Origin of the sequence: Cellulomonas sp. HZM (genome assembly GCF_000708885.1) — a bacterium.
Taxonomy (GTDB): Bacteria; Actinomycetota; Actinomycetes; order Actinomycetales; family Cellulomonadaceae; genus Cellulomonas.
In genome coordinates this window covers 42,303-66,998 of record NZ_JEOE01000005.1, presented here as the reverse complement: position 1 = coordinate 66,998, position 24,696 = coordinate 42,303, and the positions used below count along the sequence as shown (strand labels likewise).

General features: G+C 73.2%; 20 protein-coding genes. 9 read left to right on the top strand and 11 right to left on the bottom strand.

The genetic code is table 11. The annotated features are described in order from the left end of the window. The first annotated feature begins 19 nt into the window (after window positions 1-19). Both AW16_RS0104855 and AW16_RS0104850 read left to right on the top strand, forming a co-directional pair. Entirely contained in the window at window positions 20-325 is a 306-nt protein-coding gene (locus tag AW16_RS0104855) for a hypothetical protein (protein ID WP_029288576.1), read from the top strand. Further along, window positions 322-942, top strand: coding sequence for an HAD family hydrolase (locus AW16_RS0104850; protein ID WP_029288574.1), 621 nt, complete (start codon window positions 322-324; stop codon window positions 940-942). The genes AW16_RS0104855 and AW16_RS0104850 overlap by 4 nt, the downstream gene beginning before the upstream one ends. 122 nt (window positions 943-1,064) lie before the next feature. On the opposite strand, the gene AW16_RS17960 is transcribed toward AW16_RS0104850, so the two are convergent. The 4 genes from AW16_RS17960 to AW16_RS0104825 all read right to left on the bottom strand — a co-directional run bounded on the left by AW16_RS17960 (window position 1,065) and on the right by AW16_RS0104825 (window position 8,459). After that, window positions 1,065-5,549, bottom strand: a complete 4,485-nt coding sequence (locus tag AW16_RS17960; protein WP_156044052.1) for a CARDB domain-containing protein — start codon at window positions 5,547-5,549, stop codon at window positions 1,065-1,067. Between the two features lie 446 nt (window positions 5,550-5,995). Beyond that, a complete protein-coding gene (locus AW16_RS0104835) occupies window positions 5,996-7,084 on the bottom strand; it encodes an AI-2E family transporter (protein ID WP_231495947.1) in 1,089 nt (362 codons plus the stop codon). A 104-nt stretch (window positions 7,085-7,188) separates the two neighbouring features. Further along, entirely contained in the window at window positions 7,189-7,821 is a 633-nt protein-coding gene (locus tag AW16_RS0104830) for a maleylpyruvate isomerase N-terminal domain-containing protein (RefSeq protein WP_051681670.1), read from the bottom strand. After that, window positions 7,818-8,459, bottom strand: a complete 642-nt coding sequence (locus AW16_RS0104825; protein WP_034648130.1) for a TetR/AcrR family transcriptional regulator — start codon at window positions 8,457-8,459, stop codon at window positions 7,818-7,820. The genes AW16_RS0104830 and AW16_RS0104825 overlap by 4 nt, the downstream gene beginning before the upstream one ends. A gap of 162 nt (window positions 8,460-8,621) precedes the next feature. Between AW16_RS0104825 and AW16_RS0104820 the strand changes: the two genes are divergently transcribed. Further along, a complete protein-coding gene (locus AW16_RS0104820) occupies window positions 8,622-11,066 on the top strand; it encodes an MMPL family transporter (RefSeq protein ID WP_029288564.1) in 2,445 nt (814 codons plus the stop codon). 15 nt (window positions 11,067-11,081) lie between these two features. On the opposite strand, the gene AW16_RS0104815 is transcribed toward AW16_RS0104820, so the two are convergent. The 4 genes from AW16_RS0104815 to AW16_RS0104800 all read right to left on the bottom strand — a co-directional run bounded on the left by AW16_RS0104815 (window position 11,082) and on the right by AW16_RS0104800 (window position 13,597). Then, window positions 11,082-11,573: an SRPBCC domain-containing protein gene (locus AW16_RS0104815; RefSeq protein ID WP_051681669.1), complete on the bottom strand. Its 492-nt coding sequence runs from the start codon at window positions 11,571-11,573 to the stop codon at window positions 11,082-11,084. Then, entirely contained in the window at window positions 11,570-11,917 is a 348-nt protein-coding gene (locus AW16_RS0104810; RefSeq protein ID WP_029288560.1) for a helix-turn-helix transcriptional regulator, read from the bottom strand. Before AW16_RS0104810 ends, AW16_RS0104815 begins: the two co-directional genes overlap by 4 nt. Before the next feature lie 50 nt (window positions 11,918-11,967). Continuing rightward, window positions 11,968-13,065 (bottom strand): TRAP transporter substrate-binding protein DctP, encoded by a 1,098-nt coding sequence (dctP, locus tag AW16_RS16855; protein ID WP_034648129.1) that lies wholly within the window; start codon window positions 13,063-13,065, stop codon window positions 11,968-11,970. Between the two features lie 100 nt (window positions 13,066-13,165). Beyond that, window positions 13,166-13,597 carry a hypothetical protein gene (locus AW16_RS0104800; protein WP_029288558.1) on the bottom strand — a complete coding sequence of 144 codons (432 nt, stop codon included), beginning with the start codon at window positions 13,595-13,597 and terminating at the stop codon, window positions 13,166-13,168. A 39-nt stretch (window positions 13,598-13,636) separates the two neighbouring features. Between AW16_RS0104800 and AW16_RS0104795 the strand changes: the two genes are divergently transcribed. Beyond that, window positions 13,637-14,158 (top strand): PadR family transcriptional regulator, encoded by a 522-nt coding sequence (locus AW16_RS0104795; RefSeq protein WP_029288556.1) that lies wholly within the window; start codon window positions 13,637-13,639, stop codon window positions 14,156-14,158. On the opposite strand, the gene AW16_RS0104790 is transcribed toward AW16_RS0104795, so the two are convergent. Then, the gene (locus AW16_RS0104790) at window positions 14,139-14,852 is read right to left on the bottom strand and encodes a hypothetical protein (RefSeq protein ID WP_051681667.1); all 714 of its coding nucleotides are present in this window, start codon (window positions 14,850-14,852) and stop codon (window positions 14,139-14,141) included. The genes AW16_RS0104795 and AW16_RS0104790 overlap by 20 nt on opposite strands. Window positions 14,853-15,003: 151 nt before the next feature. Here AW16_RS0104790 and AW16_RS0104785 point away from each other — a divergent pair, with 151 nt between their 5' ends. After that, the gene (locus tag AW16_RS0104785) at window positions 15,004-18,381 is read left to right on the top strand and encodes an SdrD B-like domain-containing protein (RefSeq protein ID WP_029288552.1); all 3,378 of its coding nucleotides are present in this window, start codon (window positions 15,004-15,006) and stop codon (window positions 18,379-18,381) included. A gap of 33 nt (window positions 18,382-18,414) precedes the next feature. Here AW16_RS0104785 and helR read toward each other — a convergent pair whose 3' ends face one another. Next, window positions 18,415-20,586: an RNA polymerase recycling motor ATPase HelR gene (gene helR, locus AW16_RS0104780; RefSeq protein ID WP_029288550.1), complete on the bottom strand. Its 2,172-nt coding sequence runs from the start codon at window positions 20,584-20,586 to the stop codon at window positions 18,415-18,417. A gap of 86 nt (window positions 20,587-20,672) precedes the next feature. Beyond that, window positions 20,673-21,419, bottom strand: coding sequence for a helix-turn-helix domain-containing protein (locus AW16_RS0104775; protein ID WP_231495946.1), 747 nt, complete (start codon window positions 21,417-21,419; stop codon window positions 20,673-20,675). Between the two features lie 187 nt (window positions 21,420-21,606). Between AW16_RS0104775 and AW16_RS0104770 the strand changes: the two genes are divergently transcribed. The 4 genes from AW16_RS0104770 to AW16_RS0104755 all read left to right on the top strand — a co-directional run bounded on the left by AW16_RS0104770 (window position 21,607) and on the right by AW16_RS0104755 (window position 24,672). After that, window positions 21,607-22,410, top strand: coding sequence for an ABC transporter ATP-binding protein (locus tag AW16_RS0104770; RefSeq protein ID WP_051681666.1), 804 nt, complete (start codon window positions 21,607-21,609; stop codon window positions 22,408-22,410). Then, window positions 22,407-23,246, top strand: a complete 840-nt coding sequence (locus AW16_RS0104765) for an ABC transporter permease (RefSeq protein WP_029288543.1) — start codon at window positions 22,407-22,409, stop codon at window positions 23,244-23,246. Before AW16_RS0104770 ends, AW16_RS0104765 begins: the two co-directional genes overlap by 4 nt. Before the next feature lie 61 nt (window positions 23,247-23,307). Continuing rightward, window positions 23,308-23,661, top strand: coding sequence for a DUF2200 domain-containing protein (locus AW16_RS0104760; protein ID WP_029288542.1), 354 nt, complete (start codon window positions 23,308-23,310; stop codon window positions 23,659-23,661). 120 nt (window positions 23,662-23,781) lie between these two features. Continuing rightward, window positions 23,782-24,672: a patatin-like phospholipase family protein gene (locus tag AW16_RS0104755; protein ID WP_051681665.1), complete on the top strand. Its 891-nt coding sequence runs from the start codon at window positions 23,782-23,784 to the stop codon at window positions 24,670-24,672. The last annotated feature ends 24 nt before the right edge of the window (window positions 24,673-24,696 follow it).

Here is a 24,696-nt window from a genome sequence, read left to right as displayed (position 1 = left end):
CACGCGCGAGGATGGCGTCGTGCCGGAACCCGAGCTCTCCGCCCTCGCCGTCAACGTCGTCGTGCCCGAGCACATGCGCTGGCGCGACACCCGCCGCGGCGAGGAGTTCGAGCTGCAGTCGATCACCGTGCGGCTGCTGCCGGACGGCACGCTCGCGGCCAAGGCGTACGGCCGCCCGGTCGCCGGGGGGCGAGGCGGCTACGTCTCGTTCCGCGTCCCGGACGTCCCGGAGCTGCGCGACCTCGTGACGGACGCCGCCTCGAGCGCCGCACGCCGGTGGGCGGCCCACACCGGGTTCGGGGCCGAGGGGTCGGTCGACCGATGACGACGATCCGGCACGTGCTGCTCGACGCCGACGGCGTGCTGCAGCAGATACCCGGCGGCTGGTACGCCGCGATGGAGCCGTACCTCGGTGACCGCGCGCGCACGTTCCTGCACGCGACGTGGAAGGACGAGCTGCCGATGCTCGCGGGACGCGGCGAGTACCTGCCTGTGCTCGCCGCGGCGCTCGCCGAGCACGGGGTCGAGACGCCCGTCGAGGTGGTGTACGCAGACGTGTGGCACCGGATCGAGGTCCACGACGAGTCCCTCGCGCTCGTCGCGGCGCTGCGCGCCGGCGGCTACGGGGTGCACCTGGGCACCAACCAGGAGAGCATGCGCGGCGCGTACATGCGCACGTCGCTCGGCTACGACGACCTGTTCGACGTCAGCTGCTACTCGCACGACCTGGGGGTCGCCAAGCCGGACCCCGGCTTCTTCGTCGAGGCGGCTCGGCGGATCGGAGCCGACCCGGGGACGATCCTGTTCGTCGACGACACCGCACCCAACGTCGAGGGCGCGCGGGCGGCGGGCATGCCTGCCGTGGTGTGGCACCTCGACGAGGGGCACGACGTGCTGCGTGCACGCCTCGCGGCGCACGGCGTGGTCGCCCAGCACACGTAGCCCGGCCGCGGGCCTCAGGCCTCGTCGGCCGCCGGTCCCGCAGCCGCAGACGACGAGGGGAGCCCGGCCGCGATGGCCGCGCTCCCCTCGTCGTGGTTCAGGTGCCACCCGTCAGCCACGCATCAGCTCGTCGTGCCCGTGAGGACGAACTGGCTGCCGGGCTCCTTGAGCACGTCCCCGTCGCGCGATCGCGTGATCGTCACGTTCGTCAGCGTCGCGTCACCGCGAGCGCCGCTCATCGCGAGGATGCCCGACCCGTTGTTCGACCTGTCGATCCGCACGTTCGTGATCTTGACGCCGGGCATGTTCCCGCCGCCGTTCTTGAACTGGATCCCGTCGTACGTGGAGTCGTCGATGTCCGTGTCCCGGATGGTCACGCCCGTGATGTCGAGCGTCGACGGGAACAGGGTGATGGCCCCGAACTCCTGGTCCTCGTTCCAGAACGCGCCGCCGGTGCGGTAGAGCCCGTTGTTGGCGATCAGCGTGGTGCCCCCGAACGGCAGCGGGCTGTGGTCGGTCGCCAGCATGATTCCCGGGTAGTTCATGGTGTCGGAGACGAGGTTGTTCTCGATCGAATTGTTCGAGCCGCCGTAGATCGCGATGCCGTTGGCACGCCAGGGCAGCGCGATCGTGTTGTTGACGAAGTGGTTGTCGTGCTCGTTGTCGACGGTCCGGTCCTTGACGTACGGGTTGGCCCACATCGCCAACGAGTCGTCGCCCGTGGTGCGGAACGTCGAGTTGAACACGCGTGAGTTGCGCGTGCCGTTGGAGAAGTTGATGCCGTCGGCGTAGGTGTCGCGGATGCGCATGCCGCTGAACTGCAGCCCGTCGGCCGGTCCCCACAGGTCGGGGATGTTGTCGTAGTCGCGGCCCACCCAGACGGCGACGTTGGCGTGCTCGATCCACACGTTGCTGATCGACGTGCCGGTGCCGAACCGACCGTTGAGCCCGACGCCGCCCTCGGCGTTGCCGTCGCCACCGCGGATACGGCCTGAGCCGAAGATCGCGATGTCGGACAGCGTCACGTTCTTGTCGATGTCGAACCCGAAGTTGCCCTCGTGCGGGTGGTTGATCGTGTTGGCGTCCTGCGGCTCCGTCAACGAGTAGAGCTGCGAGTACCACATCCCAGCGCCACGGATCGTGACGTCGCTGATGCCGACCTGGTTGTACGTCCCGCGGTGCTGGGGGTCGACGGTGAGGATCTTCTTCTCCTGCCGCCACTGCCCCGCCGGGATCCACACGCAGCTGATCTGCCCGTTCTGGTCCGCCGTGACGGCCGCCTGGATCGCAGCCGAGTCGTCGATGCCGTCGTTCGGCACCGCGCCGTACTGCGTGATGGGCACGCACCCCGCCGGCTGGGTCAGCGCCGGCGCGACCTGCTCGAGGTCCACGAGGTCGATGTAGTAGAACGCCGCGTCGTCCCCGGCGTCCCGCTGGAGGCGGAACACGGTGCCGACCGGGTAGGAGCGGGCCAGCAGCGCGTGCGACTCGTCGAACAGCCGGCGGGCGTCACCGCCCGGGGTGTTCGTCAGGCCCTCGGGCTGGTCCGTCGTGCCGTACAGCCACGAGTAGTGCGACGAGAGCGTGAGCTTCTGCACGAAGGTCCCGTTCGCGTACAGGCTGATCGTCTTCTCCTGCCCCTGGCCGCCGTTCGCGTCCGGGATGGAGTTGCGCACGACGATCGAGTTCGTCGCCACCGTCGACGTGAACTGCACGTACTGGCCCTGCGCGTCGAGCCGCACCGACGCCCGCCCCGAGGACTCGGTGGCGAAGTTGGTGTGCCCGAAGGTGCGCTCGGCGTCGGCGCGCACGACGGTGCCGTTCGTCGTGCCGTTCTCGGCCTCGTAGGACGTGAACGGCGCGGCGGCACCGCGTCCGACGACGATCGCCGTGGCGAGGGTGTTGTTCGCCTCGTTGGTCTCCGCGACGACGTTCGTCGCGTCGGCCGTGGCCGTCGCGGTCGCGCCCCCGCTGGTCGCGGTCCAGGTCCCGGCGATCGCGACGGTGACGGTCGCGCCGGCGGCGATCGCGGGCGTGGTGCCGTTGAGCGTCGTCGAGCCGATCGTGACGCGGGTGACGGTCCCGGCGGCGACCGCCGTCGTCCCACGGTTCTTCACCTGCACGGTGAACGAGACCGCCGCGCCGACCGCCGGGTTCGCCGGGCTGGTGGTGAGGTCGATGACCTGCAGGTCGGGGCCGGGGGCGTCCGTGACGACGAGCGCCGCGGTGCTGGTCAGGACGTTGTTGGTCTCGTCCTTCTCGACGACCGTGCCGGCCGGGTCGACCTTCGCCCCGAGCGTGTACGAGCCGGAGGCGAGCTTGCCGAGCGACGCGGTCACGGTGGCCGAGGCGCCGGCCGCGAGCGCCGGGACGGCTGCGCTGGCCGTCGCGGCGCCGTCGATCAGCACGTCGACCGTGGTTGCCGAGGCGGCGAGGTTGCCGGTGTTCCTGACGACGACCGTCGCGGTGACCGCGTCGGCGGCCGTCGGTGCCGTCGGCGTCGTCGCCACGCTCGTGACGACCAGGTCGGGGTTGGGTGCCGGGACGCCGACGACGACGAGCTCGGCGACCTGCCCGTTGCCTGCGCCGGTGTTGCCCGTGAACGACAGGCGCACCTCGTTGCCGGAGCCGGTCACCGGGAAGGTGACGGAGTTCGACGCGGTCGCGTTGGTGAACGCGTACGCCTTGGACGCGGCGATCGTCGTCCACGAGCCGGTCCCGGTGCGGGCCTCGACCGAGAAGGTCTGGGTGCGCGGCCCCCAGGCGTCGCTCGGCGGGAGCTTGACGGTCACCTGCTGCAGCGTGGACACCGACGCGAGGGTCACCGCGAGGGTCCCGGGGTAGGCGCCGCTGCCGCCCTCCCAGTAGGTGGCGGTGTCACCGTCGGTGGCCTTGGCGGCGTCGAGCGACCCGACCGACGAGGACGCCGTGGCGGGACGGTGGGTGGTGAGGTCGACCGGGTCGCCTCCGGTGGGGCCGGCGGTGACGGTGACGCTGCCGGTGGCGGAGTTGTTGCCCTCGTCGGACTCGGCGACGACGTTCGTCGGGTCGACGGTCGCGCCCAGCGTGTAGGTGCCCGCGGCGCGAGTTCCGAGCGTCAGGGTGACGCCGGACGACGCACCGACCGCGAGCGCCGGGACGGTCGCGGTCCCGACCTGCTGCCCCGCGACGGCGAACGCCACGGTGGTGGCCGCCGAGGCGCCGGTGCCCTGGTTGCGGACGGTGGCGCCGAGAGTGATGACATCGGCCGTCGTCGGCGAGGCGGGCATGGTGGTCAGGCCCTGCACGACGAGGTCGGCCTTGACCGGCACACCGTCCGGGCTGACGGTGAACGAGCCGGTCGCGGTGTTGTTGGACTCGTCGGACTCGGTGACGGCCCCGGCGGGGTCGACCGTGGCGACGACCGCGTGCGTCCCGGCGGCGCGCGTGCCGACGACGGCGGTGACGGTCGTCGAGGCGCCGGCGGCGAGGGCTGGGACGGCGACGGTCGCCGCCGTCGTGCCGTCCACGGTGAGCACGACGGTCGTCGCCGTGGCTGCGCCGGTCCCGGCGTTGCGGACGTTGGCGGACAGGGTCACCGGGGTCGTGGTGGTCGGTGCCGAGGGAGAGGTCGCCAGGAGGCTGACCTGCAGGTCGGGGGCCGTCGGCGTGCTCGACGGCGTGCCGATCACCTGCAGCTCCGCGACCTGGGCGCCGGTCGCACCGGTGTTGCCGGAGAACTGGAGCCGGACCTCGGAGGCGGCCGCGGTCACGGGGACCGCGACCTGGTTGCCGCTGCTGGGTGCGAACGCGTACGTCGCGGACGGCTTGATCGTCGTCCAGGACCCGCTCGAGCCCGTGCGGCCGAGAACGGCGAACGTCTGCGTACGGGCGCCCCAGGCGGCGTCCGGGTTGAGCAGCACGTTCACGGCGGTGAGGTCGGACGGCGCGGCGAGCGTGACGTCGAGGGTGCTGGCGGCCGAGGCGGCCTCCCAGTACGAGCTGCGCGAGCCGTCGACCGCGTTGGCGGCGACGTAGCCCTGCGTGGTCGACGAGCCCACGATCGGGCGTCCCTGGGCGAGGTTGCTGCCGCCCGGGTCACCGGTGCCCGAGCCGGTCGAGCCGAGCACACGCACCTCGGAGAGCTGGGCCGCGGGCCAGCCGGAGTTGGTGGTCACCGTGAGCCGGACGTAGCGCACGCTCGCGTCCGTCGTGTCGATCTCGACGGCGTTCGAGGCCGACTGCGTGAACGAGTAGGTGGCGGCACCCTTGAGCGTCGTGAACGACGAGCCGTCCGCGCTGCCCTGGACCAAGACGGTCTGGGTGCGGTCTCCCCAGCCGGGCGGCAGGTTCAGGCCCAGCGACTCGACGGTCTGCGCGGATCCGAGATCGATCTGCACCCACTGCGGGAACGCGTTGTTCTGCGACTCCCAGTACGTGCCCGTGCTTCCGTCGGTGACGTTGCCGGGCGCGTAGACGTCGCTCTGGCTGCTGGCCGTCACGGGCTTGCCGAGCGCCAGGTCGACGGGGGCTGCGGACGCGCTCGTCGCGAGGGTGACGCCGAGGGGGACCACCAGCGCGGCGGTCGCGACGGCGACGACGGCTCCGCGCAGCCGGTGCGCGAGCACGCTCCGGGACGGGCGGGCGCGCCGGGTCCTGGTCCGTGCGCCGGCGAGGGGCTGGTCGTGGAGGGGGCGGTCGTGGACGGGCTTCTGACTGCGCGATGGCCTCATCGGTGAGACTTCCTCGGTCTCCCGCGTCGTTGCGGGGTCGGGTTCCCCTCCCGCAGGGCAGGAGGGGGAGCGGACGTGCGACATCGGTGCGTGGACCTGCGGGTGCAGCATTCGTCGCGGACGTCGGCCACGGGGGTCGGCTCGCCACGGCGGCACCGCTGCTCGATTCGTTTCACTGCACGCACCGCTTTGTGCGTCTACTCGTCGAGTTCTTGCACGGTGAACGCCGACATTACGGACCGACGCGCGCAAACGTCAACCCCCGCGATGGTTCGGGGATCGCGCGCGCGTCCTGTTCAGGACGCCAGACGTCGGGGCATCGGGTGCGGGACGTCAGGGCGTCAGGACGTGGGCGCCCCATCGCTGCTGACGTCCCGCTCGCTCGCCGAGCGGTCCCCGGACAGCCAGCGCAACCACCCGCTCGACGGGTCGGGCTCGAGGATCAGGGCTCGGACCAGCAACGTCAGCGGGATGGACAGCACCGCGCCGAGCGGCCCCAGCACGAGCGACCAGAAGGCGACCGACGCGAAGCTGAGCGTGAGGCTCAGGTCGACCGCGTCGCTGACGAACTTGGGCTGCACGAACACCTGCAGCACCACGTTGACCGCGCAGTACACGGCGATCACCGCGAGCATGAGCGGCCAGCCGCCGACGACGAGCGCGAGCATCGCAGGCGGTACGAGGCCGATGACGAAGCCCACGTTCGGGATGAAGTTGGTGACGAACGCGAGGATCGCCCACACCACCGCACCGGGGACGCCGAGGAGCCACAGCGCGATGCCGTCGAGCACCGCGACGATCGCGCCGAACGTCGCGTTGACGACGTAGTAGCGCCGCACACCGGCGGTCAGCCGTCCGGCCCGGTCGATCGCCGCGCCGCGCTCGTGCCCGAAGTACGTGCGCGAGCGCGCGTAGTGCGCGCCGTCGACCGCCATGAACAGCACGTACGCGAACACGAAGAACAGCGCCCCGGAGATGGCCATCGCGGACGACCCGATGCGGCGCGCGAGGGACAGCAGCGTCGCAGGGTCGAATGCTCGGGTCACCGCGTCGGTCGTCGTCCCGCCGAGCCCCGCGGAGTCGAGCCAGCCCTGGGCGTCGCTCAGCTTCGCGGCGAGCTCGTCCTGGTAGTCGGCGATCATCGACCCGAACCGCACGACGCCGAACGCGACGAGCCCGATGATGCCGGCGAGGATCACCCAGCCGGCGACGATGACCACCGTCGTCGCGGCCCAGCGCGGCCAGCCACGGCGCTCGAGCGGGAACCGCAGCGGGTGGGCGATGACGACGACCACCGCACCCAGGACGAGCGGCGCGAGGAAGCCTCGCCCGGCCCACACCCCGACGAAGACCACGACCGCGGCCGCGAGCGCGACGAGCGTCCGGGTCGCGTGGTCCTTGCCGCTCATCCGCTCGGTGTCCGTGAGCACGCGTACCCTTCGTCGTCCGCGACGGCCCCGGCGGCCGTGCTGCGGGTATTTCTACCGTGCCGCGAGGTGGGTGCCGGCGGCGGCGCGCGGCACCCCCGCCGGTCTCAGAGCAACGTGAAGCCGGGTGCCAGCGCGTCGCGCCCGGTCAGGGCGAGCAGCACCGGACCCGCGGTGCCCTCGGCGGCCGCGAGCGCGGCGACGACGTCGAGCGCCGCGCGACCTGCGGCGGCGGGAGGTTCAGCCGGCTCGTCGAGCGCTACCGCCAGGTCGACGGTGTGGACGACGAGCTCGAAAGTCCGCGTGGGGAGGTACTCGGCGAGCCGCATCCCGCCGACGACGCTCGTCACCAGCTCGTCGCCGGTGGTGGCCGAGACGGCGCGCAGCACGCGCGCGGCGAGCGCGTCGAGGGCTGCGACCGGGTCGGCACCCAGCGCGGCGCCCGCCTCCCGTCCGCGCCGTGCCACGTCGGCCGCGACGCCCCCTCCTGCCGACCGCGCCGCGAGGAAGTACGCGACGCTCGTGGGGACGTCCACGGCCGCCGCGGGCCTGGCAAGGTACTGCTCGACCGTCAGGAGCGCACGCGAGGTGTGGCCGACGAGCGCGCGCACGTCCCACTCGCCGAGGGCCGGCCTGCCCCAGCGAGCACCCACGAGCCCGACCGTCGCCGTGAACCATGACGCCGCGGACGCGAACGCCACGCGGCGCTCGTCCCAGGCCGTGCCGACGTCGCCTGTCACGAGGCAGCCCAGCGGCGCGAGATCGCGTCGACGTCGGCCGGGCCGAGCGGTTCGGGGAGCGCGGCACGGCCGGGGCCGGACCGTAGCCCGTCGAGCAGCACCTGCAGGTAGCGCCGGTGCAGGGCGGGGCGCACCTCGGCGGCGTGCTCGGCGAGCGTCGTGACGAGCCACAGGAGCATGACGACGTCCTCGCCGCCGGCGCCGGCGCGCAGGTCGCCCTCGTCGTGCGCACGGGCGAGGAGCCGCTCCATGACCTCGGCGATGCGTTCGGTCGCGGGTGCGGCGAGCTCCCAGGCACCGCCGCCGAGCGCGGCGTCGCGCAGCCCGAGGTTGTCGACGAGCAGGTCGGTGATGCGGACCAGGAGGAGCTCGAGCCCGTCCCAGGCCCGTGCGGCCTCGTCGGCCCGGGCGGCGACCTCGACGAGTGCGTCGAGCGGCTCCTCGAGCGCGGCGCGCACCAGCTCCGGCTTGTCCGCGAACCGCCGGTACACGGTGCCGACCCCGACGCCGGCGCGGTGCGCGACCTCGTTGAACCCGACGCCGAGCCCGCGCTCGGCGAACAGCTCCCGCGCGGCGCACACGATGCGCGTGCGGTTGCGCTCGGCGTCGCGGCGCAGTGCCGGGCGGCGGTCGGTCATGCGGCCGACGATACCCGCCGAAGCGGATAGCTGAGATCAACTTCACAGCCGCGCGGGTGTGCACAGGCGGGCAGGAGATGCTTAGGCTGCCCGAAGTGGATTGCGTCGATCCGCTTCCCCTCACCCCAGGCCGCGCACCCGTGCGCCGGAAAGCGATGACCCGTGGCTGAACTGCTCTACCGGCTCGGCCGGTTCTCCGCGCGCCGGGCGTGGGTCGTCCTCGCCGGCTGGGCCGCGGTGCTCGCGATCGCCGTCGCGGCGTTCGTGGCGTTCGGCGGCTCGCTCGCCTCGACGCTCTCGATCCCCGGCACGCCGACGGCCGAGGTCACGGACCGGCTCGCGAAGGAGCTGCCCGCAGCGAGCGGCGGCACCGGCGCGGTCGTCTTCCACACCGACGACGACTCCGCGATGACGAAGGACCAGCAGGCCGGCGTGAGCGCGGCGCTGGCCGACGCCGCGAAGGTCGACGGCGTCACGACCGTCGTCGACCCGTTCGCGTCGACCGCGCAGCGCGAGGAGCAGGCCGCGAAGGTCACGCAGGGCGAGGCCCAGGTCAAGGACGCACGCGCACAGGTCGACGACGCGCAGACCAAGCTCGACGACGCACGCACGCAGACCGAGGGCGCGATCAAGCAGTCGGGCGAGACGCCCGAGCTCAAGGCTGCGCTCGCCCAGCTCGACGCGCAGCAGAAGCAGCTCGACGAGCAGCGCGCGAAGCTCGACGCCTCGCAGCAGCAGCTCGACCAGGCCCGCAAGATGCTCGACATGTCGAAGGAGATCCGCACGGTCTCCAGCAACGGCGCCGCCGCGATCGGCACGGTCGTGTTCGACGAGCAGCTCATGTCCGTCACGCCCGAGACCAAGCAGGCCGTGACCGACGCGATCGACGCCGGGCTGCCCGACGGCGTCGCCGCCGAGTACTCCACCGACCTCACGCAGGGCACCCCGCAGCTCGGCGGCGTGAGCGAGGCGATCGGCCTGGCCGTCGCGGCCATCGTCCTCGTCGTCATGCTCGGCACGCTGGTCGCGGCGGGCCTCCCGCTGCTCAACGCGATCCTCGGCGTCGGCGTCGCGGTGGCCGGCGCGATGGCGCTGTCGGGCACGGTCGAGATGACGTCGGTGACGCCGATCCTCGGCGCGATGCTCGGGCTCGCGGTCGGCATCGACTACTCGCTGTTCATCCTCAACCGCCACCGCCGCCAGCTGCGCGCGGGCATGCCGGTGCACGAGTCGATCGGCCTCGCCAACGGCACGAGCGGCAACGCCGTGGTGTTCGCCGGCAGCACCGTGCTCATCGCCCTGCTCGCGCTCAACGTCACGGGCATCCCGTTCCTCGGCCTCATGGGCACCGTCGCCGCCGGTGCGATCGCCGTCGCGGTGCTCGTCGCCGTCACCATGACGCCCGCGCTGCTCGGCCTGCTGGGCCAGCGGGTGCTGCCGCGCCGCCAGCGCGTCACGCACGCGACCCCGGCGACGACGACGCCCGCGACCCCCATGCGCACGGGGAGCGCGGTCCTGCGCATCGTCGTCGGCGTGGGCGTGCTCGCGGCCGTGGCGATCCCGTCGTTCTCGATGCGGCTCGGCCTGCCGACGGGCGACTCGGAGCCCGCGGACTCGACGCAGTACCGCGCGTACACGACGATCGCGCGCGACTTCGGCCCAGGCGCCAACGGCCCGCTCGTCGTCGTCGCCGACCTGCCCGGCGGCGCGACCGGCGACGACCTCACGGCAGCCCAGGCGACCATCGGCTCCGCGATCACGGCGGCCGACGACGTCGCGGCGGTCGCCCCCGTGGGCGCCAACAAGGCCGGCTCGGTGCTCGTCTTTCAGGTGGTCCCCGCCGAGGGCCCGAGCTCGGAGTCCACCGAGGAGCTCGTGCACGCGCTGCGCGACACCACCGTCGAGGTGGGCGGCGAGACCGTGCCGCTCGCCGTCGCAGGCAGCGCGAGTGCCGCCATCGACATCTCGGAGAAGCTGTCCGACGCGCTGCCGGTCTACCTCGCGGTCGTCATCGGCCTGTCGTTCTGCATCCTCGTGCTGGTGTTCCGGTCGCTGCTCGTCCCGCTCGTCGCGACCGGCGGGTTCGTCCTGTCGCTGTTCGCCGCGCTCGGCGGCGTCACCGCGGTGTACCAGTGGGGCTGGCTGCCGAGCGTCTTCGGGGTGCACAACCCCGGGCCGGTGCTGAGCTTCCTGCCGACGCTGCTGGTCGGCATCCTGTTCGGCCTCGCGATGGACTACCAGCTGTTCCTCACGTCCGGCATGCGCGAGGCGTACGCGCACGGGTCACCCGCGCGGCGGGCCGTGGTCGAGGGCGTGCACGCGGGCCGGACGGTCGTCACCGCGGCGGCGATCATCATGATCTCCGTGTTCGGCGGCTTCATGTTCTCCGACGTCGCGACGATCCGGCCCCTCGGCTTCGGGCTCGCGTTCGGCGTGCTCGTCGACGCGTTCCTCATGCGCATGCTCATCATCCCGGCCGTCCTGCACCTCGCGGGCGACGGCGCGTGGTGGCTGCCGCGCTGGCTCGACCGGCTCCTGCCGGACGTCGACGTGGAGGGCGCCAACCTCGAGCGGCACCACCACGCGCCGGCCGGGGCCGACGTCTGACGGCCGCCGGGCCGCTCAGCGCAGGGCCGCGAGCAGCGCGTCGATCCGCTCGAAGTCCTCGTCCATCCCGGCGTCCATGCCGCTCGCGAGCATGTCCTCGCACGCCTGCGCGGACGTGTAGGTGGAGGTCACCTCGAGCGCGCTGCGACCGTCCGGCAGGTCGACGAACTCGAGCGTCTCGAGCGTGACCTGCTCCTCGGCCTCGTACTGCCAGGTGTGCCGGATCCGCCCGGGGACGACGTCGTGGTACGTGCCCCGGAACGTCCACGCGCCGCCGTCGGGCGACACCACGGAGTAGCGGAACGCGCCGCCGGTCACCGGCTCGAACCGGTCCACCTCGACCGTCGTGCCGCGCGGGCCCATCCACTGCGTGAACAGGTCCACCTCGGTGTGCGCGCGCTGCACGAGCGCCGCGGGGGCCTCGAACTCGCGGCGGTGCACGATGCTCTGCTCGCCGGTGCGGGTATGGGTCGTGGCGCCGGGACGTCGGATGTCGTGCTGGCTCATGGCTGCTCCTCGTCGGTCGTGGTCGTCGCCTGCTCACGTGCGAGCAGGTCGTCGAGGCGGCGGTAGCGCGCCTCGAGCCGGAGCCGGCGCTCCTCCATCCAGTCCCGCGCCTCCTCGAGCGCCCGCGGGTCGAGCCGTGCGGGTCTCGTGCGCCCTTCGCGGCGTCGCACGACGAGACCCGCACGCTCGAGCACGTCGAGGTGCTGCGAGACGGCCTGGAAGGAGATGTCGAACAGCGAGGCGAGCTCGCCGACGGTGGCGTCCGACGCGGCGAGCCGATCGACGATCGTGCTGCGGACGGGGTCGCCGAGAGCGGCGAACGTCTGCACGGCCGAGGGGCTCATGGCTCCATTCATTCAAGTGTTTCCTTGAATGTCAACCGCGCGGCGGGCGTCTACGAGCACCCGCCGACCGGGAGCGCCAGGGGTTCGTCCGGCCCGGCCGACGCGGACGCGCGCTCCGCGGCGGCCAGCACCCGCGCAGCACCCGCGTCCGACCTCAGGTCGTCGAGGACCGGTGCGACGGCCGCCCGCATCGCCGCGACCTGCTGGTCCGTGGCTCGTCGCACGTGGCCACGACCGAGGCACGCGGTGGTCAGCGCGAGCTGGTCGACGTCGCGCAGCTCGGCGGTGCGCTGCACGACGTCCGCCACCGCGCGACGTATGGCACGCCGCTGGACGTCCGTCAGCCGGGACCACGTGCTCGGCGACGCCACGACGACGCTCAGGCGCGGCCAGAGCGGCTCGAGGCTCACGAAGGGCGCGAGGTCGGTGTGGTCGCGGTAGAACGTCAGGGTGTTCTCGACACCCTGGATCGAGCCGTCCTCGAGGCCGGAGTCGCGCTCCTCGAACCCCACCTCGCTCGGTGTCGCCCCCAGCGCGACCATCGTGCTCGACCCGACCGTCGAGTCGAGCACGTGCACGGTCCGCCCGACGTAGTCGTCGGGGCCTGCGAGGACTGCGTCCGCGCCGAGCACGTAGCGCAGGCCGCCGGGCACGAGCCCCACCCCCACGACGCCGGTGCCGTCGATGCCGTCCAGGACCTCCCCGACCGCGTCGTCACGCAGCACCGCCTCCTCCTGCCCGTACCCCGTGACGACCATGGGCCCGACGAGCGCGGCCGCACCCTCGACGCGGAGCCCGGGCTGCGTGAACACGCGCACGCCCGTCCAGCCCAGGCCGAGGTCGCCGGACGCGACGTCACCGACGAGCGTGCGCTCCGCGTCGGGACCGTCGCCGCAGCACGAGAACCGCGTCTCGACGGTCACCGAGCCCGCGCTCTCGCGCTCGACCGCCTCGGCGAACCAGGCGACCGGGGGGTCGAAGTCGGCCGAGCCGTCGACGTGGCCGAGCTGCAACGCGATCCGCGCGGAGCTCGGGGTGGACGTCATCGTCCCGTCGGGCCCCGGGTCCGGTGGCGACGCGTCGCACCCCGTCACCACCGCCACGCAGAGCGCGGTCACCAGCACCAACGACGCGGGTTTCCTCGGCATGGCATGCCCCCTCGGCATGACGGACCGCACGAGCGGATGCGTGGATCGTCCCACCGGCGCCGTGCGCCGTCACCCGAATTCCGACGTCACGCGACCGGCGTCACGGCAGCCGCCCCGTGGCCGCCGCCGCGACGTCGAGACCGGCCCCGGTGGACGTCGGACGCGGCGCGGCGCGCCAGCTCGCCACCGCTGCCACCACGCAGAACGGCACCCAGCACACCCGCTCGACGAGCGAGGGCGACGCGACGTTCAGGACGGCACCCGCAGCCATCGCCAGGGACAGGACCCGCAGCACGCGCCGCCGGGCGGTCGTCGACCCGATCCGCCCCGCTGCGACCGTCGCGAGGGCGAGGTACACGGGGACCGCGACCGCGCTCGCGACGCGCTGCCCGGGGTCGAGCGTGCCGCTCGTCGCACCCCCGTACGCGGCCGCACCCCACGGCGCCCCGGCCGCGAGCGCCGCCTGGAACCCTGCCATCGTCAGCATCAGGCCGGCGGCGACGCGCCCCGACCGCTTCTCGTCGTGTGCCATGCGCACATCAGACCATATCTGCCAGATATAGTCACTCCCATGAGCCGCCGTCCCCAGACCGATCTCGCCGTGCTCGGCGCCCTGAGCGTCGAGCCCATGACGGGCTACGCCCTGCGCGCCGCGATCGTCTCGACGCTCGGCCACTTCTGGAGCGAGAGCTTCGGCCAGATCTACCCCGCGCTCGCGCGGCTCGAGGCCGACGGGCTGGTCGCCAAGGACGACGGCCGCTTCACGATCACCGCTGCCGGCCGCACGCGCCTGCGCGACCTGCTGCGCACGCCCGTCGAGCGCACGCCCCCGCGCAACGGGCTCCTGCTGCGGCTGTTCTTCGGCAGCACGCTCGGCGAGGAGGCCTGCCTGGACCTGCTGCGCGACGCCGCCGACGAGGCCCAGGCGACGCTGGCGACCCTCGCGAGCATCCGCACCGAGGTCGAGGCGGAGCCGGACCACCCGGACAAGCGGTGGTTCCTCGTCACGATCGCCGCAGGCGAGGCGACCGCCCGGGCGCAGGCACGGTGGGCGCGCGAGTCGCTCGAGTCGCTCAGCCCAGGGATGGCGTGAGCGTCACGGGAGCGGTCGACGACGAGGGGCGCAGCGTGATGACGAGATGGTCGTCGGCCCCCGTGTCCGCGTCCACGCGGTGCAGCGTGCCCTTCGCGTCGACCAGGTAGTGCAACCGCTCGTCGGTCCTGCCGTCGGCGCCCGGAGCCGTGAACACGTCGACCTTCGTGCCGTCGACAGTGTCCGTCCCGACGAGCTGCGCGCCGTTCTGCTGCAGCAGCACCGGGTTCTCGGGGCGGTCCGACGCGAGGTTGAGCGTGATCCGCAGCGCGCTGCCGAGCGCATCGGTCGGGTCGATCGCCGCGACCTGCCACCCCGTGGTCGGCAGCGTGGCGGGAGCGGTCGCCGAGGGCAGCTCGAGCAGCGCCGAGCGGTCGAGGTCCCACTGCAGCAGCGCGTACCGCGGCGGCCGGTCCTGCGTCGTCACCACCACCGACGCGGCGTGCGTGCGCATGTCCGCCCGGCCGCTCATGTGCAGCGTCTGGCCCTGCACGGGCACCTGCAGGTCGAGGTCGACGAGGTGCGCCTCGTACACCGACAGCCGCGCGACCGCGAGCCGCTGCGCCTCCTCGCCCGTCACGGGCCGAGGATCCGGCGTGCCCGAGCAGCCCGCGAGCACGAGGCCCAGCAGCAGCGCCTGGGCGACGGCGGCCGACCGCAGCGTTCGTCGGGCACGCGGGCGCTGGCGGGACATGGGCGAAACCCTACGGCGAGCACGGTCGTCGGCGCCGCGGTGGTGGACTGAGGCCGATTGCCCGGGCAACATGTGCCAGAGTGACCGCTTCGACGCGAGCGCCCGCGCCCGCGTCGAACCAGCCAGGCGGCCACCAGGACGGGGAGATCTCGTGACGCTCGCGCACCGACGCAGCCGACGCGCACCGCTGCGCGATCGCGACAGGCGCACGCGTTCCGCGGCCCTCGTCGCCGGGGGCGCGATGCTCACCGCCGCAGCCGTCGCGGTCGGCGTGACCCTCGGCCTGGCGGCTCCCGCGTCGGCGGCCGACGGCACGGTCTCGGGCACGGTCTTCCGCGACTTCGACGCCGACGGCGTGCTCGACGTGGGCTCGAACGACCCGGCGACGATGCACGACCGGGGCATGGCGGGCGTGACGGTGACGGCCCGTGACGCGCACGGTGCGGTCGTCGGGACGACGACGTCCGGCGTGGACGGCACCTACACGCTGCCGGTGACCGGCGCGTTCACCGACCAGGTCCGCGTGCAGTTCACGGGCCTGCCGACCGGCATGTACCCGTCGTTCTCGGTGCTCGGCGCCGCCGCGGGACAGTCGGGCTCGAACGTGCACGTCGCGACGCTGGGGGACACGGGCGTCGACTTCGGCGTCAGCGCGCTCGGCGACTACAACAAGGCCGACGAGGACACCCCGCTCGCGATCCCGCTGCACTACGCGGGCCAGCGCCAGTACCAGGTGAACCCGAGCCAGCCCCAGACGGGCGTCTCGCTGGCCGCGTACCCCTGGCAGGACCAGTGGACCACCGCGGGTGCCGCGCCGGACTTCAACTTCGTCAACGACGGCACGCAGCCGTCGCCGTTCTTCGGCTTGCCGCGTGGCCGCACGATCCTGGCTCACTTCGACGAGACCGGTGGCCTGTGGGGCACCGCGGCGGAGCCGAGCACGGGTGACCTGTTCACGGCCGCCGTGCTCAAGCGGCAGGTGGACCTCGGACCGCTCGGGCTCGCGGGCGTGTACCGCGTGCCCGGCGCCTACGACCCCGCGAGCGGCACGATCAGCTCGACGCCCGGTGCGCTGCAGGACTGGCTCAACCTCGGCCCCGACCTCGCCGCGGACCCGGCCAACGGCGTCCCGAACGACGTCCCCGGCCTCGGCATCGACTTCGGCACGTTCGACGCGACGTACTCCGGTCGCGGCGGGTTCATCCGGCCGCAGGACCCGGCTGCGGACGCCCAGGCCTTCGAGGACATCGGCACCGTCGGCATCGGCGGCATCGCGATCAGCGGCGACAACACCGCGCTGTACGTCATGAACCTGCACCTGCGGGAGATCGAGGTCGTCGACATCGCGTCGAAGACGCTGCGCACGACGATCCCGCTGGGGCTGGCCTCCGACGACCGGCCCTGGGCGCTGGCCGTGCAGCACGGGCAGATCCTCGTCGGGTACATCGAGGGCGCGACCGCGAGCAGCACCGCCGGGATGCACGCCGTGGTGCGCGCCGTGCCGGAGGCGGACGCCACCGACCTCGCGTCGTCGTCGTCCCAGGTGCTGCGCGTCCCGCTCGACTACCAGAAGGGCCCGGCGTTCAGCCCCGGCAGCGCGACGTGCAGCCAGGCGGGGTTCGAGCAGTCGTGCCTGTGGCACCCGTGGACGAACACGTTCGACCCGGCCGCGATGATGACCAACAACAACCCCGGGCAGCTCGCCTGGCCGCAGCCGATGCTGACCGACCTCGCGTTCTCCTCCGACGGCGACCTGGTGCTCGGCTTCGCGGACCGGTTCGGGTTCCAGATGGGCTACCAGAACATCGCGCCGGACGCCCCGGCCGGGACGTCGACCCCGACCTACGAGGCGTTCTCGAGCGGTGACACGCTCATCGCGGCACCCACCGCGTCGGGGACCTACGCGATCGAGAACGACGGCGTCGTGGGCTCGAAGTCGTCCGCCAGCACTCAGCCTGACCAGGGTCCGGGCGGCCGCGAGTTCTTCTACGACAGCAACGTCTTCGCGGGAACCCGCGGCAACGAGCACCAGGAGATCACCACGGGTGGTCTCGCGACGTTGCCTGGCGCGAACCAGATCGCGTCGACGGGCTTCGACACCATCAGCGAGTTCCGCACCAACGGCTTCGCCTGGTACAACACCACCGGCGACGCGGGCGTGGCCGGCACCGCGCAGCGCGGACGCATGGTGATGATGCCGATCGAGGGCGCGCTGTCGAAGGCCGGCGGGCTCGGCGACGTGGCCGCGATGCTCGTCGAGGCGCCCATCCAGATCGGCAACGTCGCGTGGTTCGACGCCGACCAGGACGGCGTCCAGGACCCCGACGAGCCGCCGATCCCCGGCCTCACGGTGCAGCTCCTCGACGACGACGGCACGATCATCGGGACGACCACCACCGACGCGAACGGGCAGTACTACTTCAGCTCGGCGGGCACGCCCGGCGGGACCCCCGGCTTCCTCCCGCGCGGAGGCGACTACACCGTCCGGTTCGTGAAGCCGACGACGGGCGACCTGTTCAGCGGCGACCCCACGTTCGGCACGGTCGCGTGGTCCGACGTGCGCTTCACGACGACCGCCGCGGGCAACGACCGCGCGGTCGACTCCGACGCGGTGCCGAACGGCGCCGGCACGCAGGGCGACGTGGCCTACACGGCCGGCGCGCCCGGGCAGAACGACCCGGACCTCGACGCGGGTTTCGTCGCCGACGCGAGTCTCGTCGTCACCAAGCAGGTGGGCGACGACTCGCTGCCGATCCCGGACGGCACGACGTTCACGATCGACCTCGACGCCCGCGACTTCCGCGGCGACACCGAGACGCTCACGCCGTCGTCGGTCACGCTCGCCCCCGGCGACTCGCAGACGATCACCGGCATCCCCGTCGGGACCCAGGTGCGCGCCACCGAGGCGGACGACCCGAACTACGACGTGACCGTGAGCCCCGCCGGGTACTTCCTCGTCGGCTCGACGTCGCCCACGACGACGGTCACCGTGACCAACACCCGGCTCGCGTCGACCGGGTTCTCGATCACCAAGACCCTCGACGCGCCCGACGGCTCGGTGCCCGACGACGTGGTCTACACGGGCACCTGGACCTGCACGTTCGACGGTGAGACCGACGGCTCGGGCACGTGGTCGGTGCACGCGGGCGAGACGACGACGATCACGAGCGACGACCTGTGGATCGGGTCCGAGTGCGTCGTGACCGAGGACGCGCCCGACCCGGTCGACGGCGGCGAGTGGGGCCCGACGCCCGACCCGATCACCGTGACCCTCGGGGAGGCCGGCGCCGACCCGGTCCCGGTCGCGGACGTGACCAACACGTTCACCCCGGACGTGCCGCCGAGCCCGACGCCGACACCGAGCCCCAGCACGCCGGCTCCCAGCCCGTCGCCGAGCCCCACCCCGAGCACCCCGCCGCTCGCGACCACGGGGTCGGACGCCCGCACGCCCGCGCTCGCGGTGCTGACGTTCCTGCTCGGCGGCGGCGCGCTCCTCGCGCTGGCGACGCGTCGGCGGCGGCGCGACTGACGGGATGCTGCGGCCACCCGGTCGTGACCGGGTTCATGACCCGGTGAGCACCACCAGCTCGCTCGTCGCGCGCGTCATCGCGACGTAGCGGTCCACCGCGCCCTCGATCCCGTCGCCGAACGCGTCCGGCTCGACGACCACGACGAGGTCGAACTCGAGCCCCTTGGCGAGCTCGGGCGTGAGCGAGCGCACGCGGTCCCGCGCAGCGAACGAGGCGTCCCCGACGACGCACGCGACCCCCTCGTCGTGCGCAGCGAGCCACGCGTCGAGGATCTCGTCGCGCGCACTCGTCGGCCCGTGCACCACGGGGATCCCCGAGCTGCGCACCGACACCGGGACGTTGGCGTCGGGGATCGCGGCGCGGATCGCCGGCTCGGCCTCGGCCATGACCTCCTGCGGCGTGCGGTAGTTGATGCCGAGCGTGGCGACCCGCACGTCGCGCGCACCGACGCGCCGCAGCCGTTCCGCCCACGGCTCGGCGAACCCGTGCCGCGCCTGCGCCCGGTCACCCACGACGGTGAGGCTCCCGGACGGGCAGCGTGCGAGCAGCATGCGCCACTGGGCGTCGGTGAGCTCCTGCGCCTCGTCGACCACGACGTGCGCGAACGGCCCCGCGAGCGTGTCCGGCTCGGCATCCGGCAGCGCGGCGTCGTCGACGAGAGCCGCGCGCAGGTCCTCGCCGCGGAGCATCTTCATGATCTGCAGGTCGCTCTGGTCGGTCTCGATCAGGTGGTCCACGACCTGCGTCATGTACTCCCGCTCCGCGGCGACCACGGCGTCGCGACGCGCTCGACGGCCGGAGGCCTCGGGATCGCCGAGCCGGCGGCGCGCCGCATCGAGCAGCGGCAGGTCGTGCTCGGTCCAGGCCTGTGCGTCGTCGCGGCGCAGCGCGGCGCGTTCGTCGGCGGACAGCCACGGCGCGCACAGGTGCAGGTAGGCGGGCACGGTCCACAGGTCGCCGACGAGGTCCGCGGCGTCGATCGTCGGCCACGCGCGGTCGAGCGCCCGCGTGAGCCCGCGGTCCCGCAGCAGTGCTCGGCGCAGCTGGTCGGCCGGCACCTCGTCGTCGCCGAGCGTGTCCCCGAGCGTGTCCCCAAGCTTGTCGACGAGGACGTCGAGCAGCGCGTCGCGGATCTCGTCGCGCGCCTCGTTGTGCGGCAGGTCGGGGTCCGGCGCCCCGAACGCCTCGCGCCAGTCCGCGGGCTCGACGCGCACGTCCGCCCACGGCGTCTCGACCGTCATCGCCTGCGTCGGCAGGTTCTCGTAGAACCGCACCGCGGGTTCGATCGCGTCGACCATCGCGCCCGACGACTTGAGCCGCGCCGCCGTCGCACCGACCTCGAGGCCCGCCCCGCCGCCCTCGGTCACGAGGTCGCGCAGGGTGCACGTGCGCACGCCCTCCTCGCCGAGGCTCGGCAGCACGTCCTCGACGTAGTCCAGGTACGGCCGGCTCGGGCCCACGAGCAGCACGCCGCCGCGGTGGTGCCCCAGCCGCGGGTCGGAGTACAGCAGGTACGCGGTGCGGTGCAGCGCCACCACGGTCTTGCCCGTCCCGGGTCCGCCGTCGACGACGAGCGCGCCCGCCGACCCCGCGCGGATGATCGCGTCCTGGTCCGCGGCGATCGTGCCGAGCACGTCCCGCATGCGCGTCGACCTGCTCGCGCCCAGGCTCGCGACGAATGCCGACTGGTCGTCGAGCGCGACGGTGCTCTCCGCGCCGTCGGGGTCGAAGACCTCGTCCCAGTAGTCCGTCACACGCCGCCCGGTCCACCGGTAGCGGCGCCGGCTGGTCAGGCAGTGCGGGTCGGCGTGCGTCGCGGCGAAGAAGGGCTCCGCAGCGGGTGAGCGCCAGTCCACCAGCAGGCGCTCGTCGTCCGCGCCGGTCAGACCGAGGCGACCGACGTACACGGGGGCCGACCCGTCCGCCGGGACCATGCGACCGAGGCACAGGTCGATGCCGTAGCGGCGCAGCGTGCGCAGCCGCGCGCTGGTCCGCTGCACCTCCTGGTCGCGCTCGAGCGCCTCGGTGCCCGCGCGGTACGTCTGCCGACGAGCCTCGTCGAGCCTGCGTTCGAGCGTCGCGACCTGCGCCGCGAGCGCGGCCTCGATCGCCGCGAGGTGCCGCTCGTCGCCGGCGATCAGTGCCGGGTCGGCCTTGGCGGACCGGGTTGCGGGCAGGGCGAAGGGGGAGCTCGTCGATGTCACGAGCGGAGATGATCCGCCTGCAGGGGGGCCTTGCCGCAAGACCCCCCGTGGGTTATACGTTGAATACGGAAGGAGACTTCCGGGGGTCAGTCGCTCGTCTGCGGGAACAGCTCCCTGGCGCGGTGCGCCGCCTGCGTCAGACTGTCGCCGACGAAGTCCAGGAACTGCGCCATGCTCTGCAGCCGGATGCCGGCCGGCGTCCCCGCGCCGAGAACCGCGACGCCCTCGCGCGCCGTGCTCGCGAGGTCCGCGTTGGTGCGGGCCGCGGCGACGATCGACTGGTACCAGACGTCCCCGTCGGCGACGTACCGCTCGCGGCGCCCCTCGCCGCGCTCGCGGCTCACGAGGCCGAGCTCCTCGAGGCCCGCCACGGCCTTCGAGATCGAGCCGGCGCTCACTCCGAGACGCTCGACGAGCTCGGCCGCCGTGAGACTGCCCGCGTCGGTCGTGTACAAGCAGGTCAGCACGCGGGCCATCATCGTCGGCACACCCTGGCGCACCATGATCGCGGTGAAGACGGCCTCGTACTCGCGCACGGCGGCGGCGTCGCGTCCGTCGGACCGCGTCGTGGCCCGGGTGGCGGTGCGCGAGGGCTCGCGTCTGCGGTGCGACCGGCGCTCGGTGGCGCGATGGGCCTGCTCCGCGCGGTAGGCCGACGCACCGCCGTTGCGGTTCACCTCGCGCGTGACGGTGGACGTCGGGCGGTCGAGCCGGCGCGCGATCTCGGCGTACGGGAGGTCGGCGGCCAGCCCCTGGGCGATCTGCCTGCGGTCGTGCTGGGTGAGCCTGCCTCCGGGCAACGCGGCCTCCTGGTCGTCGTCGGACGGCTCCACCGTAGCGTTCGGAGCAGCCGGTTGCAACGCGCACATTGCGTTGCGTTCACGTTCGCTGCAACAATTTCTCCGCGCTGACCTGGTTATTTGTCCCCTCGGTGCGTGATCGTTGTTGCCCTGCATGTGAACGCAACGTAGCGTTTTGTCCGTCGGAAAGTCCGATGCACGACGAGCCGGGAGCGCCCCGATGCCCACCATCCCCACCGAGCCCGCGATCCAGGTCGCGGGCCTGCGCAAGTCCTACCGCTCGAGGTCGGGCGACCAGCTGGTCCTCGACGACGTCGACCTCGTCGTGCCCGCCGGCACCGTCACCGCGCTGCTCGGGGCGAACGGCGCCGGGAAGACGACGACCGTCGGCGTGCTGTCCACGCTGCTCGCCCCCGACGCCGGGACCGTCCGCGTCGCCGGGCACGACGTGGTGCGCGAGGCCGATGCCGTGCGTGCGTCCATCGGCGTGACCGGCCAGGTCACGGCGGTCGACGAGCTGCTCACGGGAGCCGAGAACCTGCGGCTCATGGTGCGGCTCGCGCACCTGGGCCGTGCCGAGGGCCGCGAGCGCGTCGCGGAGCTGCTCGAGCGGTTCGCGCTGACCGATGCCGCGGACAAGCCCGTCTCGACCTACTCGGGCGGCATGAGGCGCAAGCTCGACCTCGCGATGACGCTCGTCAGCGCACCCGCGGTGGTGTTCCTCGACGAGCCGACCACCGGCCTCGACCCGCGCAGCCGCCGCACGCTGTGGGACGAGGTCCGCGCGCTCGTCGCGGCCGGCACCACGATCCTGCTCACCACGCAGTACCTGGAGGAGGCCGACCAGCTCGCCGACCAGGTCGCGGTGCTGCACGGGGGCCGGGTCGTCGCGCAGGGCACGCCCGACGAGCTCAAGCGGGTGCACGACGCAGGGACGCTCGACGACGTGTTCCTCGCGCTCACCGAGCCCGCAGCCGCGACCCCCGCCGAGACCACCACCACAGACCAGGAGGCCGTCCGATGACCGCCGTCGCCATCCCCCCGACGCACCCGACCCTGCGCCCCCGCCCGGTGTCCGACGTCCTGACGATGCTCGGCCGCAGCCTGCTGCGCGCGGTGCGCTACCCGGCGCTGACGGTGTTCCTCGTCGTCGGACCGCTGGTGATGCTGGTGCTTCTCGTGTACGTGTTCGGCGGTGCGTTCGGTGCCGGCGTCGCGCCGGGTGTGACCCCCGGGGCCGACGGCCGCGCCGCGTACCTCGCGTTCATCGCTCCGACGCTGCTCGTGATCACGGTCGTCGGGGGCGCCACGTCGGTCGCGACGAGCGCCGCGATGGACGCCGCCGGCGGCATCATGGCCCGCTTCCGGACCATGGCGATCTCGTCCGGGTCCGTGCTGTCGGGCATGGTGCTGGGCTTCCTCGTGCAGGCGCTCGTCGCGGTCGTGCTCGTTCTCGGCGCGGCGTTCGCGATGGGCTACCGGCCCGACGCGGGACCGTCGGACTGGCTCGCTCTCGTGGGCCTGCTCGTGCTGCTCGGGCTCGCGCTCAACTGGCTGTGCGTCGCGATGGGGCTGCACGCCCGCAGCGTCGAGTCGGCGAGCAACCTGCCCATGGTGCTGCTGCTCCTGCCGTTCCTCGGGAGCGGGTTCGTGCCGGTCGACACCATGCCCGGGCCGGTCCGCTGGTTCGCCGAGCACCAGCCGTTCACGCCGGTCATCGACACCGCGCGCGGCCTGCTCGCGGGCGGTGCCGGGCTAGACGGCGCGACCGTCGTCCAGGCCGTGGCGTGGTGCGTCGTCATCGGCGTCGCAGGGTACGTCTGGGCGCGGTCGCTGTACCGCCGCGAGCGCCGGCTGTAGGAGCGTCCGGCCCGCTGACATGATGGTCGGCGGGCCGGACGGCCGCACAGGGAGGTCGACCATGGCAGGGCACCGCGTCTTCGCGACCAGCTTCGCGAGCATCTACCCGCTGTACGTGCAGAAGGTCGAGCGCAAGGGCCGCACCGCTGCCGAGGTCGACCAGGTCATCACGTGGCTCACGGGCTACGACGCGGCGGGGCTGCACGGCGTGATCGACGAGGGGGTCGACCTCGAGACGTTCTTCGCCCGGGCGCCGGGGATGAACCCCGATGCGGCTCTGATCACCGGCGTGGTCTGCGGCGTGCGCGTCGAGGAGATCGAGGACCCGCTCATGCAGCGCATCCGCTACATGGACAAGCTGGTCGACGAGGTCGCGCGCGGCAAGAAGATGGCATCGATCCTGCGCAGCGCGTAGGTCGCCCGCGCTCGCCGCGGCACGCGGTCAGCTCGTCGCGACGCTCTGCGCCTCGGCGACGGGCAGATCCGCGCAACACGGTGCCGAACGGACATCTCCGGCGGATGCGAGGCTGCTCCCATGAACCACACCCTCCCCACCACCGCCCTGGTCCTCGGCGGCGGCGGCTCCGCCGGCAACGCATGGCTGATCGGCGTGCTCGCCGGGCTGTCCGACGCCGGGCTGGACCTGAGCACGCCCGGCCTCACGGTCGGCACCTCCGCCGGCGCGACGACCGCGGCGCAGCTCACCGTCGCGTCGCCCACGTCGCTCTACGCGGCGGCCCTCGCGGCCGTCGCACCGCCGGCGCGTCCCGGCGCGCGCGGCGGCATGTCCGCGAGCGCCGTGTCCGAGCACATGGACCGGACGAGCCGCATCATCGCCGCCGCGAGCGACCCCGCCGACCTGCGTCGTCGGCTGGGTGCCGCGGCTCTCGAGCTCGAGGACGCCTCCGAGCGGTGGCGCACGGTCGTCGCCGGGCGCCTGCCCGGCGCGGCCTGGCCGGACCCTTCGGTCAGGCGCGTGCTGATCACCGCGGTCGACGCACGCACGGGTGACCCGGCAGTCTTCGACGGCAGCACCGGGATCGACCTGGTCGACGCCGTCGCCGCGAGCACGTCGAGCGGCGCCGCGTACCGCATCGGCGACGGTCGGTACATCGACGGCGGCTACCGCCGCAACGAGAACGCCGACCTTGCGACCGGCTGCGACCGGGTGCTCGTGCTCTCGCCGCTCGGCGGGCGCACCCGGACGCCGCTCGCATGGGGGAACCAGCTCGCGGTGCAGGTCGACGAGCTGCGGGCCGCGGGGAGCGTCGTCCAGGCGGTGCTGCCCGACGAGGCGTCGCTGGCCGCGTTCGGGGACAACATGATGGACCTGAGCGCCCGCCCCGCCGCCGCGCGCGCCGGTTTCCGCCAGGGCACCACGCTCGCCGCCGACCTCGCCCCGTCGTGGACCGCGGACCACGGGTGATGCCGCGCCAGGGTCCCTGACGCG

Excerpts from the sequence above, each read along its gene's own strand:
- AW16_RS0104790 (WP_051681667.1), bottom strand. The coding sequence starts at position 14,852 with ATGTCCCGCCAGCGCCCGCGTGCCCGACGAACGCTGCGGTCGGCCGCC.
- AW16_RS0104765 (WP_029288543.1), top strand. The coding sequence starts at position 22,407 with ATGACCGCCGTCGCCATCCCCCCGACGCACCCGACCCTGCGCCCCCGC.
- AW16_RS0104825 (WP_034648130.1), bottom strand. The coding sequence starts at position 8,459 with ATGACCGACCGCCGCCCGGCACTGCGCCGCGACGCCGAGCGCAACCGC.
- AW16_RS0104755 (WP_051681665.1), top strand. The coding sequence starts at position 23,782 with ATGAACCACACCCTCCCCACCACCGCCCTGGTCCTCGGCGGCGGCGGC.
- AW16_RS0104760 (WP_029288542.1), top strand. The coding sequence starts at position 23,308 with ATGGCAGGGCACCGCGTCTTCGCGACCAGCTTCGCGAGCATCTACCCG.
- AW16_RS0104815 (WP_051681669.1), bottom strand. The coding sequence starts at position 11,573 with ATGAGCCAGCACGACATCCGACGTCCCGGCGCCACGACCCATACCCGC.
- AW16_RS0104795 (WP_029288556.1), top strand. The coding sequence starts at position 13,637 with ATGAGCCGCCGTCCCCAGACCGATCTCGCCGTGCTCGGCGCCCTGAGC.
- AW16_RS0104770 (WP_051681666.1), top strand. The coding sequence starts at position 21,607 with ATGCCCACCATCCCCACCGAGCCCGCGATCCAGGTCGCGGGCCTGCGC.
- AW16_RS0104850 (WP_029288574.1), top strand. The coding sequence starts at position 322 with ATGACGACGATCCGGCACGTGCTGCTCGACGCCGACGGCGTGCTGCAG.
- AW16_RS0104810 (WP_029288560.1), bottom strand. The coding sequence starts at position 11,917 with ATGAGCCCCTCGGCCGTGCAGACGTTCGCCGCTCTCGGCGACCCCGTC.
- dctP (WP_034648129.1), bottom strand. The coding sequence starts at position 13,065 with ATGCCGAGGAAACCCGCGTCGTTGGTGCTGGTGACCGCGCTCTGCGTG.
- AW16_RS0104800 (WP_029288558.1), bottom strand. The coding sequence starts at position 13,597 with ATGGCACACGACGAGAAGCGGTCGGGGCGCGTCGCCGCCGGCCTGATG.